The organism is Arthrobacter sp. zg-Y895 (genome assembly GCF_020731025.1).
Lineage (GTDB): Bacteria > Actinomycetota > Actinomycetes > Actinomycetales > Micrococcaceae > Arthrobacter_B.
In genome coordinates, this window is sequence record NZ_JAJFZY010000001.1 from 212,165 (window position 1) to 228,675 (window position 16,511).

Sequence of the window (16,511 nt, forward strand, 5' to 3'; positions counted from 1 at the left end):
GCCTAGCCTCGAATGCGCCAAAGGTCACTTTGCCCCGTCCGGCGTGCGCCGCGGCGGCGTCGGGGAACCTGCACGCCTGCCAGCTCCGCTATGGCCAACCGGAGGACCGACGCCGGCGCGGTTTCCAGCAGCGCGGTCCCGGAGAGCAGGGAAGCATCGGCGGCGTCGTAGTCGGCCGGAAGGAAAGCGGCGATTTCCCCTCCCGGCCCAAACCTTTCCCACGCTCCGCGCAGCTGGCTTTCGGGCTGCCGTCCAACGGATGAGGCTCGGACCTTGTTCAACACGACCCGCGGCTCCACGGTCGGAACCGCCGCGGTGAGATCCGACAGGGCCCGGACCAGGCGGGGAACTCCCACGGAGTCGGCGGCACCCACCGCGTAAACGGTGTCCGCGGCGTCGAGTAGCAGCAGGGTGGAGGCGTTGCGGCGCGGGGCCATGGTGTCGAAGCTCAGTTCCTCGTCTGTCTCCAGGGAGAATCCGCAGTCCACGATGGTCAGGTCGGCAACCCGGCGTGCCGCATCGAGGACGCCCGCGAGCGCCGCCGGGCGCAGTTCCACCCAACGGTCAGAGCGGGTGATACCGGTAAGCACTGCCAGCCGCTGCCCCCGCAGGGAAACACTGGCCGAAATCCTGCGCAGCGCGGCGTCGTCGAGCAGCCCCTGGTCGGCAAGGCGGCAGGCCTGTGCCACTCCGGCGGATTCGTCTAGGAGGCCGAGGCTCACCGCCACGCTGGAGCCGTAGGTGTCTGCGTCAATAAGGAGCACCTCCGCGCCGGCAGCAGCCGCTTCGGCCGCCAGATTGACGGCCAGCGTGGTCCTGCCCGGTGCCCCTGCCGGACCCCAGACAGCGGTGACGGTGCCCCTGCCACCCTCCGGTTCCGCGGCGTCTGCCGGTCCCGGTCCCGTGCTGCCGGCACCAAATGCCGAGGCAGGGTCGGCGAGCGCGTTGCTGCCTGCCGCAGCCCTGCCTTCCACATCCTGGTCCAACGCCCGTACGGCAGCGGCAATCAATTCGGCGAGCGCGCCCGGGTCAACTCCGCCGGGGGCATTGACTATCCGCAGGGCGTCCAGCCGGGGCCGAAGCACCGGATCGTCGGTGAGCGCCACGAGGGCCACCCCGGCCGCGGCCAGCCGTTCCGCCAGTGCCGCGGTAAGGTCCCCGGCCTCGTCGACGACGACGGCGGCACGCACGATCCCGCTTTGCGACACAGCCACGAGCTCCGTCAGTTCCGTGCACCGCCGGACCACTGTGACAGGTCCCTGCAGGCGTTCCAACCCGTCAAGGACACCGGCGGTGGCGGCCCCCACCGTAGCGACAGGGATATTCACGAGCCTGAGGAGGGGTTGTGGACCACGGTGATCTTGGCCTGGTTGGACAACGCGCTCAGGAGCAGCGGGAGGTCCGAATCGTCAACGAGGACCAGGAGCTCCGTACTGCGGTTGGCGCCCAGGGCGGACTCCGTGACGGTTAGCTCCGATATTTCGGCCGCTTCGATCAGCTGCTTCGGCTCGTCGAACCCGTTGCGGGCATTGGGCATGGCCGCCCAGATGTCCACGCGTGATCCTGCCTCGGTGCTGGCAGGCAGCGGGTCCTCGACCCGCAGGCCGACGGGCTTGCGGTCCAGCGAGTCCCGTTCCACCAGTGCGGACCGGGCCACCAGTTCCCCCTGCCGAAGCGCTGCACCCGCTACGGCGTCCACCGGCAGGCCCGCGGCAATGGGGAGGTAAAGCTCTTCGGCGTTACCCAGCCGGACCGGCACCGCAACCAGGTCTTCGGCACCGATAGGCGCCCCCGGAGGAATATCGTGCTTCACGGCATAGACGTCCGTGGTCCGGTCGGCGCTGTCCACCAGCGTCACGACGCCGGCGATGGACCCGAGCACCAACAGGATCCCGAGCAGGAGCCGCGGGTCCCTCCATGACGGCTTGCGCAGCCGTGCCGCCGCCGGCTCCGCCCCCGGTGTGCGGTGGTCAGTCAGACTCATGCTCCCCCGTTTCCACTGCAATCCCCCTCGCCCCGCGCCGGGGGCCTCATTCGGGTCATTGTGGAGGAAGCGCAGCGGGAAGGAAACGGTGGTTTTCAGGAAAGTCGAATCTGTGGATAACCCATCAGCAGCATCCTGCTGGTGCCACACTGGTGCTGCTGGTATACAACGGGTGCAAGCCGCAGTGGTGCGGTGCGAAAGGTGAGTGCCGTGGGCGATAAGAGATTCCTGACGCTGGCAGATGTCGCCGAGGTGCTGAACATATCCTCCTCGCAGACGTATGCCCTGGTCCGCAGCGGAGAACTTCCCGCCATTCAGATCGGCGGCAGGGGCCAGTGGCGGGTCGAGTCGCAGCAGCTCGAAGACTATATTTCCCGGGCCTACCGGAAGTCCGCTGCGGCAGTCCGGCAGGGTATCCCGGTGGAGGAGAACGCGGGGAGCTGAACAGGAGCAGGCTGCGTCGCCGTCTCCGGGACCCGGTCACTCCCATCCGTTGTGCTGTTGTGACAGCACCGCTGCCACCGTGGCAGTCGGCAGGACATAGACACCCGTGACATTTGCGCTGCGCCGAGGCTGGTCAGACGGCATAACCGCCAGTTCCAGGAAGTCGCCCCCCACCCTGTCGATCGTCCCGTACAGGGCACGGTCAGCCGGCGCCCCGGCGGAACGGACGACGACGGCGCTGCGGTCCCGGGCGATGCTGCGCAGTGCGGAGGTCACCCCTAGCCGCACGTTCCCCGCCGTCGGACTCGCGAACCGGTCCATGCCCCTGACGGCAACCACCTGGGACAACACCGCCAACGCTGCACCGCGTTCCTGCTCAAGCGACACCCATCCTTCCCCAACATGCCTCAGGATCCCGCGCAGCATCCCTGCTGTTCCGAGATCGAAGACCAGTTGCTTCCCGCTTTGGCTGCGCAGCCTGTCCTGCAAACTGATTCCGCGCAGTTCCATCCGCACACGGTCTGAAATCTCGCTCTCGGCTGCCAGCCCGGAAGCTGCGGCAAGCTGTGCCTCCATGTCCCTGAACAGGGCGTCCCATCGCATCGCCCAAGGCTAGCGTCCACGAAGCCTGTTCAACCACTCTGGACACCGGTCGAACCGAAGTGTAGACACGGGCATCACACAGGCCAGACGGCACCAAAAAACCTCTAGAGCTATCAAACGTCAGCTAATCGAATCGAAACGAACCAAATAAGCCTAAACGGCTAGAACGATCCCCCGAGTACCTCGGCTCTCCTCTCCAGATCGGAGAATGCAATGACCGGATCCACCTCCCGCCCCGGGCTGGCTGCGGACGCACTTGCAACCGCAGCCGCAGCAGCGTTTGGCCTGCTGCTCTTGTGGTGCGGAACCCGAATGCTGCCGGACGCTGCCGTAGCAGGTTCGGTCTTGTTCTCCCCCGGTCCGCTCTCCGAAGCTCCGCTTTCCCGGGCCTCGCTGACCCAGCTTGCCGGGTTCTGCGCCGCCGCGGCAGGCCTGCTGCTCACGTTCTGGTGGGTGCTGGGATTTACCTGCGCCCTGGCCGGGTGCCTCCTGCACCGCTTCGGGTTCCGGACAGCCGGCACGTGGACCCTCTCCCTGGCCCCGGGGCCGCTGCGCCGGCTGGCAACAGCTGCGCTGGGAATCTCGCTGGCGGCCGGCGGCGCGTTGGGCGCGGTGCCGGGGGCAGGCGCAACCACGGCAGCGGTGCCCGGGGCACCGGCGTTCGCCCGCACGGGCATCCCGGTTGGACAGGATGCCGCGCAAACCACTCCTCCGGAGCCGGGATCCGCTGATCCTGCCGAAGCCATTTCTCCGCTTTGGCGTCCTTCGCCCCCGCAGCCTGCGGCCGGCGGCCTGCTCACGGGTGTTCCTCGGCCGGACGAGCGCGAAGTCGTGGTTGCAGCGGGAGACACCCTGTGGTCCCTGGCCGCTTCGCAACTGGGGCCCCAGGCCACGGACGCGGAGACGGCCGCCCTCTGGCCCCGCTGGTACGAACTGAACCGCGAGGTCATTGGTCCGGATCCCGGCCTGATCCGTCCCGGCCAGGTTCTGGCCGTCCCGCCTCCTTGAACCTCTCCCCCGCTGTCCACCGGCCGGCGGTGCTCCAGCGCACCGGCCCGCCATCGGAATCCACCAACCGGAATCCACCAACCGCACCGCTCCCGCGCAAGGAAAGGACGCACCATGACCAGCGTGATATTCCTTCCCGCTCCCGATGCCCCGGCCGGACCGGCGCAACCGGGCCAGCCGGGTGCTGAAGGCGATGCGGGGCCCATCGCTGTCTATCTGGCCCCTTCACAGGAGCTGCTTCCAGCTCCCGTCCCCGCAAGACCGCGCGAACGTTACGCTGTCCCCGGCGAAGCGGATCCGCTGCACCGTCCTGCCGCCGGAGCCGCCAACTGGGCATCGAACCCCGCAGACGATGCCCGGGTGAAAGCCATCAGCCAATCCGTGGCACTCGCCGCGCTGGAGGTCCTGGGCGGTGCCCGCCCGCTGCAGCAGATGGCCCGTTGGCTCGATCCCGAAAACTACGAACGGCTGCAGCTGCGCGCCAACCTCGTCCGCGGGCTGCAGCACAATCCCCAGGGGCGGTCCAGGACAGCGCCCGATCCGCAGCTGCTGCACCGCAGCGTACGCATCCGATCCTGCCGCCTCTGCCCGGTGTCGGAAGGAATCTACGAGGCCACGGTAGTGGCACTGGAACACGAAAGAGCCCGCGCCGTCGCGCTGAGGGTTCAGCTGCGGCGCGGGCTCTGGAAGGTTACTGCCTTGGAGATCGGCTAACTGGCCAGGTAAAGCGGGTTTACTTGCGGCGTTTGGCCTTCTTCGCGGCGGACTTGCTGCCGGCCGCCGGAGCGGTCTTGGTGTCCTGCTTGTCGCGGGACGTCCGTTCCACCCTGGTCTCCACCCCGCCCTGGCTGTTCGGAGCGGTGAACTGCAGGCTGGCAGGCTGCTGCGGAGCTTCGAGTCCCGCCGCCTTGATGACCGGGGTGCCGACGACGCCGCGGGCGTCCTTGACTCCCGGCAACCCGTTCGCTGCCGGGGCGGCAGGTTCGCTGACCTGCACGTCGGCGTTGAAGAGGTAGCCCACGCTTTCCTCGCGGATGGCCTCCATCATGGTCTGGAACATAACGAACCCTTCACGCTGGTATTCCACCAGCGGATCGCGCTGCGCCATGGCCCGCAGCCCGATGCCCTCCTTGAGGTAGTCCATCTCGTAGAGGTGCTCCTGCCACTTACGGCCGATGACGGAGAGCACCACGCGGCGCTCCAGCTCGCGCATGGTGGCCGAGCCCAGGGCTTCCTCGCGTGCCTGGTAGGCAAGTTTCGCGTCGGAGAGGATCTCGCTGTGCAGGAAGTCGCGGGACAGCCGGGACCGGCCGCCGGCTTCTTCAACCACTTCGTCGATGGTCAGGCTGATCGGGTAAAGCGTCTTGAGGTTGGTCCACAGCTGCTCGAGGTCCCAGTCATCTCCGTGGCCCTCCGCGGTTGCCTCGTTGACCATCGCCGTGACTACGTCCTCCAGGAAGAAACTGATCTTCTCCTGCAGGTCGTCACCTTCAAGGATCCGACGGCGGTCACCGTAGATCGCCTCGCGCTGGCGGTTCAGGACGTCGTCGTACTTCAGGACGTTCTTGCGCTGTTCGGCGTTGCGGCCCTCAACCTGTCCCTGCGCGTTCTGGATCGCCTTGGAGACCAACTTGGACTCCAGCGCCACGTCGTCGGGCATGGACGAGCTGTTCATGATCCGTTCGGCAGCACCGGAGTTGAACAGCCGCATCAAATCGTCGGTGAGCGAGAGGTAGAACCGGGATTCGCCCGGGTCGCCCTGGCGCCCGGACCGTCCACGGAGCTGGTTATCGATACGGCGGGACTCGTGGCGCTCGGTGCCGAGGACGTAAAGCCCGCCGAGTTCGACTACTTCCTGCTGCTCGGCGGCGACGGCGGTCCGTGCCTTCTCCAGCGCATCCGGCCAGGCGGCCTCGTAGTCCTCGGGGTTTTCGTTCGGGTCCAGTCCGCGGCGTTCCAGTTCGGCAATCGCGTTGAACTCGGCGTTGCCGCCCAGCATGATGTCGGTGCCGCGGCCGGCCATGTTCGTGGCTACGGTGACCGCTCCCTTGCGGCCCGCCTGCGCGACGATGGCGGCTTCACGTGCATGGTTCTTAGCGTTCAGCACTTCGTGCCGGATGCCTGCCTTGGCCAGCTGCTTGGAAAGGTACTCGCTCTTCTCCACGCTGGTGGTGCCGACCAGCACGGGCTGGCCTGAGGCGTGGCGCTCGGCAATGTCCTTCACGACGGCGTCGAACTTTGCCACTTCGTTCTTGTAGATCAGGTCCGCCTGGTCAATGCGGGCCATGGGCTTGTTGGTGGGAATGGGCACCACGCCAAGCTTGTACGTGCTCATGAACTCGGCGGCTTCGGTTTCGGCCGTGCCGGTCATGCCGGCGAGCTTTTCGTAGAGGCGGAAGTAGTTCTGCAGGGTGACCGTAGCGAGCGTCTGGTTCTCGGCCTTGATGACCACCCCTTCCTTCGCCTCGATTGCCTGGTGCATGCCCTCGTTGTACCGGCGTCCGGCCAGGATGCGGCCGGTGTGCTCGTCGACGATCATGACCTCACCGTTGAGGACCACGTAGTCCTTATCCCGCTTGAAGAGTTCCTTGGCCTTGATGGCGTTGTTCAGGAAGCCGATCAGGGGCGTGTTGGCCGCTTCATACAGGTTGGAGATACCGAGGTAGTCCTCGACCTTCTCGATGCCCGGCTCGAGGATGCCGACGGTGCGCTTCTTCTCGTCCACTTCATAGTCGGTGTCCTGCTTCAGCCGCTGGACGACCTTGGAGAACTCGGTGTACCACCGGTTCACGTCGCCGCTGGCCGCACCGGAGATGATCAGCGGAGTACGGGCTTCGTCAATCAGGATGGAGTCGACTTCGTCGACGATGGCATAGTGGTGGCCGCGCTGGACCAGCTCGGCAGCGCTCCAGGCCATGTTGTCGCGCAGGTAATCGAACCCGAACTCGTTGTTGGTTCCGTACGTGATGTCGGCGGCATACTGTTCGCGCCGGGTCGCGGGGTCCTGATTGGAGAGGATGCAGCCGCTGGTCATGCCGAGGAAGCGGAAAACGCGCCCCATCAGGTCCGACTGGTACTCCGCCAGGTAGTCATTCACCGTGACGATATGGACGCCGCGTCCGGTCAGCGCATTCAGGTAGGCCGGGGCCGTTGCCACCAGGGTCTTGCCTTCACCGGTTTTCATTTCGGCAATGTTGCCCAGGTGCAGGGCGGCGCCGCCCATCAGCTGGACGTCGAAGTGCCGCATGCCGAGCGTACGCCCGGCAGCCTCACGGACAGCGGCAAACGCTTCGGGAAGGAGGTCGTCGAGGGACTCACCGCCGTTGTAGCGCTCCTTGAGGCGATCCGTTTCACCCCTGAGCTCGGCATCGGTCATGCCCTTGAACTCATCCTCGAGCACGTTGATCGCGTCGGCGTAGTTACGCAGTGTCTTCAGCGTCTTCTTGTCGCCGGTACGAAGAACTCGTTCGAGTAGTGATGCCACTGATTTGCTCCCAATCTAGTTGCCGAAATCTGGCGTCCTCAGTCTACGTGAGAGACGTACCGTGAAGGTCCGTGATTCCCTAAAGACCTTTATTCCCTGCATACTGCCAGCTTCAGGGCGGGAGCCAGGTCTCCCACGGGTTTCACCATTATCTGCCCGAGCCCCAGCCACTGTGCCATGAGCTGCAGCTCTGCAGCGAGTTGACGCGCCGTCTGCGGCGGTGCACCCGGTTCCGAAAAGGCTGCCTGAACAAGCAGCATACCCGCGGCACGGTCCGCTTTGAGGTCCACTCTGGCCACCATCTCCTCTCCCAGCAGGAACGGCAGCACATAGTAGCCGAACCGGCGGGCCTGGGGCGGAGTATAGATCTCGATCCGGTAGTGGAAGCCGAACAGTTCCTCGAGCCGACGACGCTCGAAGATGAGGGAATCGAACGGACTCAGCAGCGCCTGGCCGGATACGGACCTCGGAACCACCGCCTCAGCGTGCAGGTAGGCCGGCTGCTGCCAGCCCGCCACCTCCACCCGCTCGAGCATGCCCTTCCTTGCAAGGACCTCCGCAGCGATGGCCGTCTCACGCTGCTGCAGACGGAAATAATCGGCAAGCCCCCGAACCGTCGCGACGCCGTGTGCCCGGGCTGCAACCTCGGTCAGGCGCAGCACTGCCTGCTCTGGATCGGATTGTTCCAGCGCCGCGGCGCCTGCGGGATGGACCAGCGCAGTCGGGGCATACAACCGTTCGAACTGCGGGGTCCGCCCGGCGGATCCGATCTGTCCGGAAGCGAACAGATCCTCCAGCACGCGCTTGGCGGTATTCCAGTTCCATCCCCAGCCGGAGGTATCCCGCACGGCGCTGTGGCCGAGGAGGTCCATTACCTGGCGGGAGGTCAAAGGCCTGCCCGCGTTCTGCAGAAGCCCGAGGATACGTTGACGAAGATCCTCGGCGACCGCGGAAGGCAGGGAATGGGCGGTCATCCAGGTTCGCCGTTGGACAGCGCGAAGATCAGCAAAAAGCCCGGGCCGGACAAAGCTTGCCTCGTGGGCCCAGTATTCGACCATGCGCCGCGGCCGCCGGGTCCCCAGCCGGTCCAGGATTGCCTGGTCGTAGGGGCCGAGCCTGGAAAACAACGGAAGGTAATGGCTGCGGGCAAGCACATTCACCGAGTCGATCTGCAATAAGGCAAGCCGCTCAAAGGTACGGCCCACCTGCCTTGCGGTGACAAGGCCGGCGGGCCGTTCCCGAGCCAGTCCCTGCGCCGCCAGCGCCGTACGGCGGGCCTGTCGGAGCGAGAGCTGGGTTTTCATCCCCTCATCCTAGGGGAGCCGTCCGGCTGGACGGTCAGGCGGTGGACGGTCAGGCAGTGGCGCGGTCGTCCACGGGAGTTTCCGCTACACGGTAGCCGCGGGTCTCTTCCCGTGGCTCTTCCGCGCCTTCCGCGCACTTGGAGTCCAGGGTGATGACCCCGTAGGTCCAGCCGCGGCGGCGGTACACCACGGAAGGAGCGCCGGTTGCGGAATCCACAAACAGGTAGAAGTCGTGGCCGACCATCTCCATATTGTCCACGGCGTCATCAAGGCTCATGGGGGCACCCGGGAAAACCTTGCGCCGGATCAATACGGGGCAGTCGCCGGTGGCGTCTTCCTCTGCCGCGTTCTGGGCGTTCTCTTCGTTGGCCCGTTCCTCTGCAGCGGCCGCGACCTGCGCGTAGAGCGGCTCCGAGGTGCTCACGGGGCCAAGATCAGCGGTGGCAACCCGGACGGGTACCGGTGCGTGGCGCCCGTGGTGCACCTTGCGCCTGTCGCTTGCCCGACGCAGCCGTTCCAGCAGCTTTCCGTACGCGAGGTCGAACGCCGCGAACTTGTCCCCGGATGTTGCCTCGGCACGAACAACGGGGCCGCGGCCGGTGACCGTGATTTCCACGGTGAGGGCGCTGTCTGCGTCCCGGACGTTGCCCTGCTTCGTGACCCTGGCCTCCACCCGCTGGACCTTGTCGCCGAGCGCCTCCACTTTGCCGATTTTCTCTTCGGCGTACTCGCGGAACCGGTCTGATACTGCAACGTTACGTCCGCTGATCATGAATTCCATGGTGCCCTCCAATAGATTTCGGTGACACAACAACGGCCGCTGTCAGTTGCCTTCGCGACCGTTGCCGCAGGATAACCCCGCTACTTGAAGCTATCCATACTCAACACGTTAGATCACCGTCGAGCTTTATTCACGTCCCGCGTTTCCGTTTCCGGCGCCCATGGAACGTGCCCCCGGAACAGCAGGGTCTGTGGGAGTTGTGTTACGTGCCGGGGCCGGTGTGGCTGCCAGGACCGCTGCACCCACTACCCGGGCGCCCGCCCCGCGCAGCGCCCGCACCGTCTCCGCGATAGTGGCTCCCGTGGTCAACACGTCATCAACCACCAGGCAGTTGACTCCGGCCAGTCCTCCGGGCGGACCGGCGGTCATGGTGTTCCGGACGTTGCGCCGCCGCGCGCTGCGGCCGAGCCCCTTTTGCGGGCCGGACACGCCGGCAGGTCCTCCCCCGTGGCTCCGCAGCCAGCCGGCAGTGCCGTACCCGGCCGGTATGGACACAAGGGAAACCACGGCACAGCCGGCCGGCAACAACCGCCGGCGCCGGAGCCGCGCCAGCAGCAGTGCCAGCGGAAAGTAGCCGCGCCTGCGAAGCGAGCCGCCCGTGCCGGGAACCGGAACCAGCACCAGTGGAACATCCCCCGCCCTTCTGCGTGCATCCGTTACCGCCGCCTGCAGGACGCCCGCCAGGACCGGGGCCAGGAACCCGGCCAGGTCGGTGTGCCCCCGGTTCTTGAAAGCCAGGAGGGTCCGCGCGAGCCCGCCCGAATACACTCCTGCTGCCAGGACCGGCAGCGGGACAAAGAGGCCAGGACCGACGCCGGCGGGAATCTGTCTGTTCGGGTCCGCGCCATCGGCCAGGTCAGCGCCATCGGCCTCTTCCGTGTCACCGACCGGTTCCATGCCAGCGACCGGCGCTCCCGGTTCTGCGGCCGGAAGCGCATCGGCACCTTCCTGCGCGGAATACGGATGCAGCGTGCCCCGCCGGATGCTCACCGCACAGCCCATGCACAAAGAATGATCCGGCGTTCCGCAGGCCACGCATGACACAGGTGCCAGCCCGGCGGCCAAGCCGGACACCGCCGCGGCGATCCCCTGTCCCGCCGGGGAGTAAAGCAGACGATCCAGCTGCCGGTTCCGCATCTTCATCCGTCCACAATGGGACCAGCCGGAACCGGTGAGCAGCAAAGCCGCCCGCCAGGGGACATCCACCCGGGCGTATGAGGCCATCAGGCCGCTGTGGAGGAAAACAAAGAGCGCTGCATCAGCCCGGGAAAGCCGGGTCCCGGATTCCTTCCGTCCGGAGCGTCCAGCTACTGCCGACCTTGTTGAAGATGCCCTCGGAGGTCTGGATGAAAATGTCCTCAGCGCCGTTTCCTGCGCTCAGTCCCGTAATTCCTTCCTTCGCAGACAGCAGATCAGGAACCCGTGCGGTGCTGAGGATTACCGGCGCGGCTTCCTCCGCACCGGACTGCACGGCAACCACCGTGTCCTCCGAGGCCCATTTGACCCGGTTCACGGCCCCCGCTTCCGGAGGCACCTGAAGGATCGTCGGAACCGTGAGGGAGACGGGGACTCCTTCGGATGACCGGACGACGCCGGTAATCATGACTTCACTGCGACCGTCCCGGTTCGCCGCCACCAATGCCCGGGTACCGTCGCGGGAAATCCGCAGCTCGGTCACGGTTTGCCCCTCCAGCCACGGCGCAGAAAGGACAGCCGCGGAACTCCGGTCTCCCCCGGGCGGTACCGCAAGAACCTGGGATCCGGTGCCCGTGGGTTGGGAAGTCCACACCCACCGGCGTGGATCCACGCTGGGCGCCGTAAACCTTTCGGCCTCGGCCACCACTGCAACTTCCTGTCCGGTTCCCGTGACCAGCAGCGCGTTCTCCTGGCTGTTCAGGAAGGCGATGACCGATCCGTCCACCGACATGGCCGGATGCCGAGGGCCGTATTCCGCCACTGAGGGAATATCCCCGATCGGCTCGGGGCCGTCGGCGTAGTAGGCCAGTTCGTCCTGATAGACCACGATCTGGGTGGCTCCGGCGGATGGATCGGCCACGGCGGACTGCAGCTCACCGCTGCCCTTGCCGAGGTCTACGTCCCGCTGGTCCACTGTCATCCTCACAGCGGTGACGTTGTTGAGGCTGCGCAGGTTCTGCTCAAGCTGCAACACCATCTGTTGGCGGTTCCGGTCGCTGGAGTCCCGCAGCGATTCGTCCGCGAAATCCACGACAGCCTTTCCCGAGGCCACCGGGACCGCATCGCGTGCCAAGGCGGTTCCGGCAGGGAAGGCGCTGAGGACTGCACCCTGGAGGTACGGAGCGGGCCCGACGAGAAGTTCCTTGACAATGTTGGCGGCAATGCCGGCACGCTGAATGAACCACCGCGTATCCGGGACCCAGTACTGGTAATCACTCGAATAGAAGTAGAGGTTGTGGGCGATGAAAATCGCAGGGAAACTCGCCAGGGACACGATGATCCCGTCGGGGACGGCGCTGAGCCTCCACTGTCCCTTCACCTTTTCGAGCTGGACGGGGAATGCTTCGGTGCTGCCCTCCGGGGCGTCCGTCCGGATGCCCCGGGCATCCACGCGACCCTGCACTTCCAGCTGAATCTGGAACAGGTCCGGTTCCGGCATGGCCACGATGCGTGAGGACCGGTAAATGGTCACCCGTTCCGAGGGCGACCAGGTAGTCGCCAGCTCCGGGGCCAGGAATTGCCGGGCCACGCTGTAATCGTCTGCGGCGCCCCTGCCTGCCTCCATAAAGCCGCGGACGATGTCCTGCGGCGAGGCATCGTCAGCCGGACCTTCGGGTGAGAAAACCGCGTCCTCGCCCGTTTCCCCGTTGTTCTCCGCCGACGCCGTGCCTACCGGTCCAACGGTGGGTATCGAGGAGCAGCCGACCAGGACAAGGACGATACTGATCCACAGGACAAGCATCCTTCCGGCCCGTCCCCGCTGTGCCTTGGGCGGCACCTTCCGCTTAGTACGCATCAATATCCTCTTCCCGGGCCGGAGCCGCAGCAGTGAGCGCCCGGGGTTCGGCCACGACCTCGCGGGGAGACAGCGGCACCGGGGATGATTCAAAGCCCGCACCGTGACGGCGGGGAAGTGTCAGGCGGAAGCAGGATCCGTTTCCCGGTTCGCCCCAGGCCTCGAGCCAGCCGTTGTGAAGCCGTGTGTCTTCGGTGGCGATGGACAAGCCCAGCCCGCTGCCGCCCGTGGTGCGTGCACGTGCCGGATCCGCCCTCCAAAAGCGGTCGAAGACATGCTCGGCGTCTTCTTCGGTCATCCCGATGCCATGGTCGCGGACCGCTATGCCCACGGCATCCTCGGAAGCTGCTATCGCAATTTCGATGGGTTCCCCTTCACCATGCTCCAACGCGTTGACCAGCAGGTTGCGCAGGATGCGTTCGATCCGGCGCGGGTCGGCATCCACAACGCAGCTCGCCTCCTTGGAGACCACAACCACCTCGGAGCCGCAGTTGTTCGCGAGCGGCTCGGTGGCGTCAATCACGTCACGGACAATATGGAAGACATCGGTGGGTTCCAAATCGAGCGCGGCGGCCCCGGCGTCGAACCGGGAAATCTCCAGCAGGTCCGCCAGCAGCGCCTGGAACCGTTCCACTTGGTGATAGAGCAGTTCCGTGGAGCGCCGGTACATCGGATCAAAGCTATCGCGTGCTTCGTAGAGCACCTCCGCGGCCATGCGCACAGTGGTGAGCGGAGTCCGCAGCTCGTGTGAGACGTCGGAAACGAACACCTGCTGCATACGCGAAAGTGTAGCCAGCTGGGTGATCTGGTCCTGGAGCGTGCCGGCCATGCGGTTGAACGACGCCGCCAGGCGTGCGACTTCATCCTCGCCCTTGACCTCCATGCGCTCCTGCAGCTCCCCTGCTGCCAGCTTCTCCGACACCGCTGCCGCATCGCTGACCGCACCCAGGCCGGCCTTGGCTACGATCCACGCGATCGTGCCGCTGATGGCAAGCAGCAGGAATCCGGCAATCCAGAGAATCCGGTGGATGTCGTCGAGCGTTTCCTGCATCGAATGCAGGTCATAGATCAGGTAGAGGGCATATTCGGAGCTGTCCGGGGGCAGTGTGACCTTGGTGCCGAACGCAATGCCTGGCTCTCCGTTGGCGAGCTCAAGCGGAGACCAGAAAACGTAATCCGTCTCGGACGCTGTGGCATCGCTGGCAATAACGGCGTCGCTGAGGGCCACCGGAATACCGCTGGCGGTGATGGTTCCGCTGTTCACCGAGGACGTGACATAGAGGGGGTCGGAGGTCGGCAACGGGGTGAGCAGATAGGTCCGCTGAGCGTCTGCACCCTGGCCTTCCAGCAACGGAAGGGTGTCCATGACCAGCCGGTCGGTGCCCTCCCGATCGCTCGCGGCGGTGTCCCGGAAGTTGTCCTTCACTTTGGACAGACCGCCCGTCGCTTCGGTCCGGAACTGGGTCAGCCGCTCTTCATAGAGGGAATCGGCAATCTGGTGGGAGAGGAAAGCACCGATCCCCGCGCCGGCGAGCGCCACCAGGAGGAGCGTGGAAACGACCGTCTTGAACTGAAGGGACCTCCGCCACTGGCGGGCGATCCGATGGAAAGTGGCGCGCCGGAAGGAATCGCGCAGATGCGCCAGGCCCTGCAGGGCCCTGTCCAATTTAGGGGATTTCCCGGCCATCCCGGCCAGGAACCCCGGCACCTTAGCTCTGACCCGCTTTGTATCCGACACCGCGCACCGTCAATACAATCTCGGGTGCTTCGGGGTCGCGTTCGATCTTTGAGCGGAGCCTCTGCACATGCACGTTCACCAGCCGCGTGTCGGCGGCGTGGCGGTATCCCCAGACCTGTTCGAGCAGCATCTCACGGGTGAAAACCTGCCAGGGCTTGCGTGCGAGTGCCACGAGCAGGTCGAATTCCAGCGGCGTGAGGGAAACGCTGTCGCTGCCCCGGGTCACGGAGTGGCCCGCAACATCAATGGAGACTTCGCCGATCCGCAGGGTCTCCGGCGATTTCTGGTCGCCCGGGCGCAGCCGGGCGCGCACACGCGCCACCAGTTCTGCGGGCTTGAAGGGCTTGGGCACATAATCGTCGGCGCCGGATTCGAGGCCGCGCACGACGTCGGACGTGTCGGACTTGGCGGTGAGCATCACGATGGGGGTGTCGGACTCGCTGCGGATCTGCCGGCACACTTCGATGCCGTCGATGCCGGGAAGCATCAGGTCCAGCAGCACCAGATCCGGCTTGCTGTTGCGGAACACTTCAAGTGCGGAGGAACCGTCGGCACAGAACACCGGTTCAAACCCGTCGTTGCGCAGCACGATACCGATCATTTCGGCAAGTGCTTCGTCGTCGTCTACGACCAGTATGCGTGCCTTCATAACTCCCTGTTTCCGCTGCTTGACTGCCGCGCCGCTGCGCGCCCGGAGCAGCATCGGCTGCCGCTCCCCCGGCGTTAAAGCCGACTAGGTTAATCCCTATCATCCTAAGGGACACATATCCCGCCACGGCTCGCCGGGTGCTGTTTGGGCGGAGCGTCACTATAGTCGAGGTAAACAAACGCTAGTGCCTGCGGGGGAACGGCTGAGGATGAGCGAGCAAGAACACAACAACCGGAACAACAGTGGCCCGGACAGCGGACCGGAGAACAGCGCGCTGAACGACGGCGTCCCGGGGCCTGTGCCCGGATTAGCGCAACCGCCGGTAAATCCGTGGGCGCAGCAGGCACCGCCGCCGCCCGGAATACCGCAGCCGCCGGTGAACCCCTGGGCGCAGCAGCAGGGTAATCCGTGGACACAGCAACCCCCTGCACCGGGCTACGCGCCGCCGGCATCCGCCTGGGACCAGCCCAATCCCTACCGGGGAGGCCCCCTCCCCCAGCCCGGCTACACGCCGCCGCCGAAACCGGGCATCATTCCCCTGCGTCCCCTGGGACTGGGTGAAATCCTGGACGGAGCGTTCCAGGCGTGCCGCCGCAACGCGTTGGCCGCCTTCGGCAACGCGTTTGTGGTCCAGGCCGTCATAACGGTGCTGGTTATCGTATTGGGCGCGGGCTTCTTCGTCTCCGTAGACGGGTGGCTGCAGAGCGGATCGGCGGGCGGAGAAGTCACGGGCCCGGTCCTGGGGACGGCTGTGGGGGCGGTTTCGACCCTCGGCGGCCTGTCACTGGCCGGGGTCCTGATTGTCCAGGGCCTCCTGGTCCTTCCGGTGGTGCGGTCCACCCTGAACCTGCGGACCGGCTTCGGCCAGGTCTGGCGGCTGGCCCGCGGCACCCTCGGTCCGCTTGCCGGCCTCGGATTACTGATGCTGGCCGGTGCCGCCGTGGGCGTCACGGTCCTCGCCATGCTGGCTTACCTGATCATCGACACTCTCGGTCCAGCCGGGCTGCTCGTGGTGATCCCGGCCCTGTTCGCGGTGGTTGCCGCGGCTGTGTGGGTCTCGGTTAAACTCTCCCTCGCACCGGCAGCACTGGTATTGGAAGGTATCGGTGTCTTTCCTGCGATCCGGCGGTCCTGGCGCCTGACCGGGCGCAACTGGTGGCGCACCTTCGGGATCATGGCCCTGACGAGCCTGATCGTCAACATCCTGTCCCAGGTCCTTACGGTGCCGCTCTCCTTCGCCGCGAGCATGCTCACCCTGACGGAGAGCACCGTCCTCATCGGCGTCAGCGTTGTCCTGATCTTCGCCTTCACCCTGCTCCTGACCGCGGTGGCCTGTGCCTTCCAAAGTGCCGTCACGGCCCTGCTGTATATCGACCTCCGAATCCGCCGGGAAGGCTTCGACCTTGCCTTGATGAAGGATCAGGAGAATCCGCAGGCACAGGATTCCGACTTCCTGCCCGGCCGGAATGCCGTGCCCATGGCCCGGAACACGCCGTTCGGTCCCCCTGCGGGCATGAAGTAGAC

Annotated in this window: 14 protein-coding genes; 4 read left to right on the plus strand and 10 right to left on the minus strand. The window is 65.9% G+C overall.

Going from position 1 to position 16,511, the window contains the following annotated elements:
• Window positions 1-2 precede the first annotated feature (2 nt).
• Together LJ760_RS00935 and LJ760_RS00940 are read right to left on the minus strand one after the other, a co-directional pair.
• Window positions 3-1,328 (minus strand): AAA family ATPase, encoded by a 1,326-nt coding sequence (locus LJ760_RS00935; protein WP_227918359.1) that lies wholly within the window; start codon window positions 1,326-1,328, stop codon window positions 3-5.
• Complete coding sequence (locus tag LJ760_RS00940; protein ID WP_227918360.1) at window positions 1,325-1,984, minus strand: SAF domain-containing protein; 660 nt, start codon at window positions 1,982-1,984, stop codon at window positions 1,325-1,327. The genes LJ760_RS00935 and LJ760_RS00940 overlap by 4 nt, the downstream gene beginning before the upstream one ends.
• 210 nt (window positions 1,985-2,194) lie before the next feature.
• On the opposite strand from LJ760_RS00940, the gene LJ760_RS00945 reads away from it, so the two are divergent.
• Window positions 2,195-2,428 (plus strand): helix-turn-helix domain-containing protein, encoded by a 234-nt coding sequence (locus LJ760_RS00945; protein WP_227918361.1) that lies wholly within the window; start codon window positions 2,195-2,197, stop codon window positions 2,426-2,428.
• 36 nt (window positions 2,429-2,464) lie between these two features.
• Here the strand turns inward: LJ760_RS00945 and LJ760_RS00950 are convergent, their stop codons facing one another.
• Window positions 2,465-3,031 (minus strand): hypothetical protein, encoded by a 567-nt coding sequence (locus LJ760_RS00950; protein WP_227918362.1) that lies wholly within the window; start codon window positions 3,029-3,031, stop codon window positions 2,465-2,467.
• Window positions 3,032-3,244: 213 nt separating this feature from the next.
• Between LJ760_RS00950 and LJ760_RS00955 the strand changes: the two genes are divergently transcribed.
• On the plus strand, window positions 3,245-4,039 hold the full coding sequence (locus LJ760_RS00955; RefSeq protein ID WP_227918363.1) for a LysM peptidoglycan-binding domain-containing protein: 795 nt from the start codon (window positions 3,245-3,247) through the stop codon (window positions 4,037-4,039).
• A 114-nt stretch (window positions 4,040-4,153) separates the two neighbouring features.
• The gene (locus tag LJ760_RS00960) at window positions 4,154-4,753 is read left to right on the plus strand and encodes an Rv3235 family protein (protein WP_227918364.1); all 600 of its coding nucleotides are present in this window, start codon (window positions 4,154-4,156) and stop codon (window positions 4,751-4,753) included.
• 19 nt (window positions 4,754-4,772) lie between these two features.
• Here the strand turns inward: LJ760_RS00960 and secA are convergent, their stop codons facing one another.
• The 7 genes from secA to mtrA form a co-directional block, all read right to left on the minus strand.
• The gene (gene secA, locus LJ760_RS00965; protein ID WP_227918365.1) at window positions 4,773-7,523 is read right to left on the minus strand and encodes a preprotein translocase subunit SecA; all 2,751 of its coding nucleotides are present in this window, start codon (window positions 7,521-7,523) and stop codon (window positions 4,773-4,775) included.
• An 89-nt stretch (window positions 7,524-7,612) separates the two neighbouring features.
• Complete coding sequence (locus tag LJ760_RS00970; protein WP_227918366.1) at window positions 7,613-8,827, minus strand: winged helix-turn-helix domain-containing protein; 1,215 nt, start codon at window positions 8,825-8,827, stop codon at window positions 7,613-7,615.
• Between the two features lie 49 nt (window positions 8,828-8,876).
• Entirely contained in the window at window positions 8,877-9,608 is a 732-nt protein-coding gene (gene hpf, locus LJ760_RS00975; protein ID WP_227918367.1) for a ribosome hibernation-promoting factor, HPF/YfiA family, read from the minus strand.
• A 126-nt stretch (window positions 9,609-9,734) separates the two neighbouring features.
• The gene (locus LJ760_RS00980) at window positions 9,735-10,832 is read right to left on the minus strand and encodes a ComF family protein (protein ID WP_227918368.1); all 1,098 of its coding nucleotides are present in this window, start codon (window positions 10,830-10,832) and stop codon (window positions 9,735-9,737) included.
• Window positions 10,833-10,866: 34 nt separating this feature from the next.
• On the minus strand, window positions 10,867-12,600 hold the full coding sequence (locus LJ760_RS00985) for an LpqB family beta-propeller domain-containing protein (protein ID WP_227918369.1): 1,734 nt from the start codon (window positions 12,598-12,600) through the stop codon (window positions 10,867-10,869).
• Window positions 12,590-14,266 carry an MtrAB system histidine kinase MtrB gene (mtrB, locus tag LJ760_RS00990; RefSeq protein WP_227918370.1) on the minus strand — a complete coding sequence of 559 codons (1,677 nt, stop codon included), beginning with the start codon at window positions 14,264-14,266 and terminating at the stop codon, window positions 12,590-12,592. Before mtrB ends, LJ760_RS00985 begins: the two co-directional genes overlap by 11 nt.
• Window positions 14,267-14,309: 43 nt before the next feature.
• A complete protein-coding gene (gene mtrA, locus LJ760_RS00995; protein ID WP_227918371.1) occupies window positions 14,310-14,987 on the minus strand; it encodes an MtrAB system response regulator MtrA in 678 nt (225 codons plus the stop codon).
• A 208-nt stretch (window positions 14,988-15,195) separates the two neighbouring features.
• Between mtrA and LJ760_RS01000 the strand changes: the two genes are divergently transcribed.
• Window positions 15,196-16,509 carry a hypothetical protein gene (locus LJ760_RS01000; RefSeq protein ID WP_227918372.1) on the plus strand — a complete coding sequence of 438 codons (1,314 nt, stop codon included), beginning with the start codon at window positions 15,196-15,198 and terminating at the stop codon, window positions 16,507-16,509.
• Window positions 16,510-16,511: the final 2 nt, after the last annotated feature.

Bases quoted from the DNA above. Each gene is read 5' to 3' on its own strand.
- LJ760_RS00940 (WP_227918360.1), bottom strand. From the start codon at position 1,984: ATGAGTCTGACTGACCACCGCACACCGGGGGCGGAGCCGGCGGCGGCA.
- LJ760_RS00950 (WP_227918362.1), bottom strand. From the start codon at position 3,031: ATGCGATGGGACGCCCTGTTCAGGGACATGGAGGCACAGCTTGCCGCA.
- LJ760_RS00955 (WP_227918363.1), top strand. From the start codon at position 3,245: ATGACCGGATCCACCTCCCGCCCCGGGCTGGCTGCGGACGCACTTGCA.
- LJ760_RS00960 (WP_227918364.1), top strand. From the start codon at position 4,154: ATGACCAGCGTGATATTCCTTCCCGCTCCCGATGCCCCGGCCGGACCG.
- LJ760_RS00970 (WP_227918366.1), bottom strand. From the start codon at position 8,827: ATGAAAACCCAGCTCTCGCTCCGACAGGCCCGCCGTACGGCGCTGGCG.
- hpf (WP_227918367.1), bottom strand. From the start codon at position 9,608: ATGGAATTCATGATCAGCGGACGTAACGTTGCAGTATCAGACCGGTTC.
- LJ760_RS00980 (WP_227918368.1), bottom strand. From the start codon at position 10,832: ATGGCCTCATACGCCCGGGTGGATGTCCCCTGGCGGGCGGCTTTGCTG.
- LJ760_RS00985 (WP_227918369.1), bottom strand. From the start codon at position 12,600: ATGCGTACTAAGCGGAAGGTGCCGCCCAAGGCACAGCGGGGACGGGCC.
- mtrA (WP_227918371.1), bottom strand. From the start codon at position 14,987: ATGAAGGCACGCATACTGGTCGTAGACGACGACGAAGCACTTGCCGAA.
- LJ760_RS01000 (WP_227918372.1), top strand. From the start codon at position 15,196: ATGAGCGAGCAAGAACACAACAACCGGAACAACAGTGGCCCGGACAGC.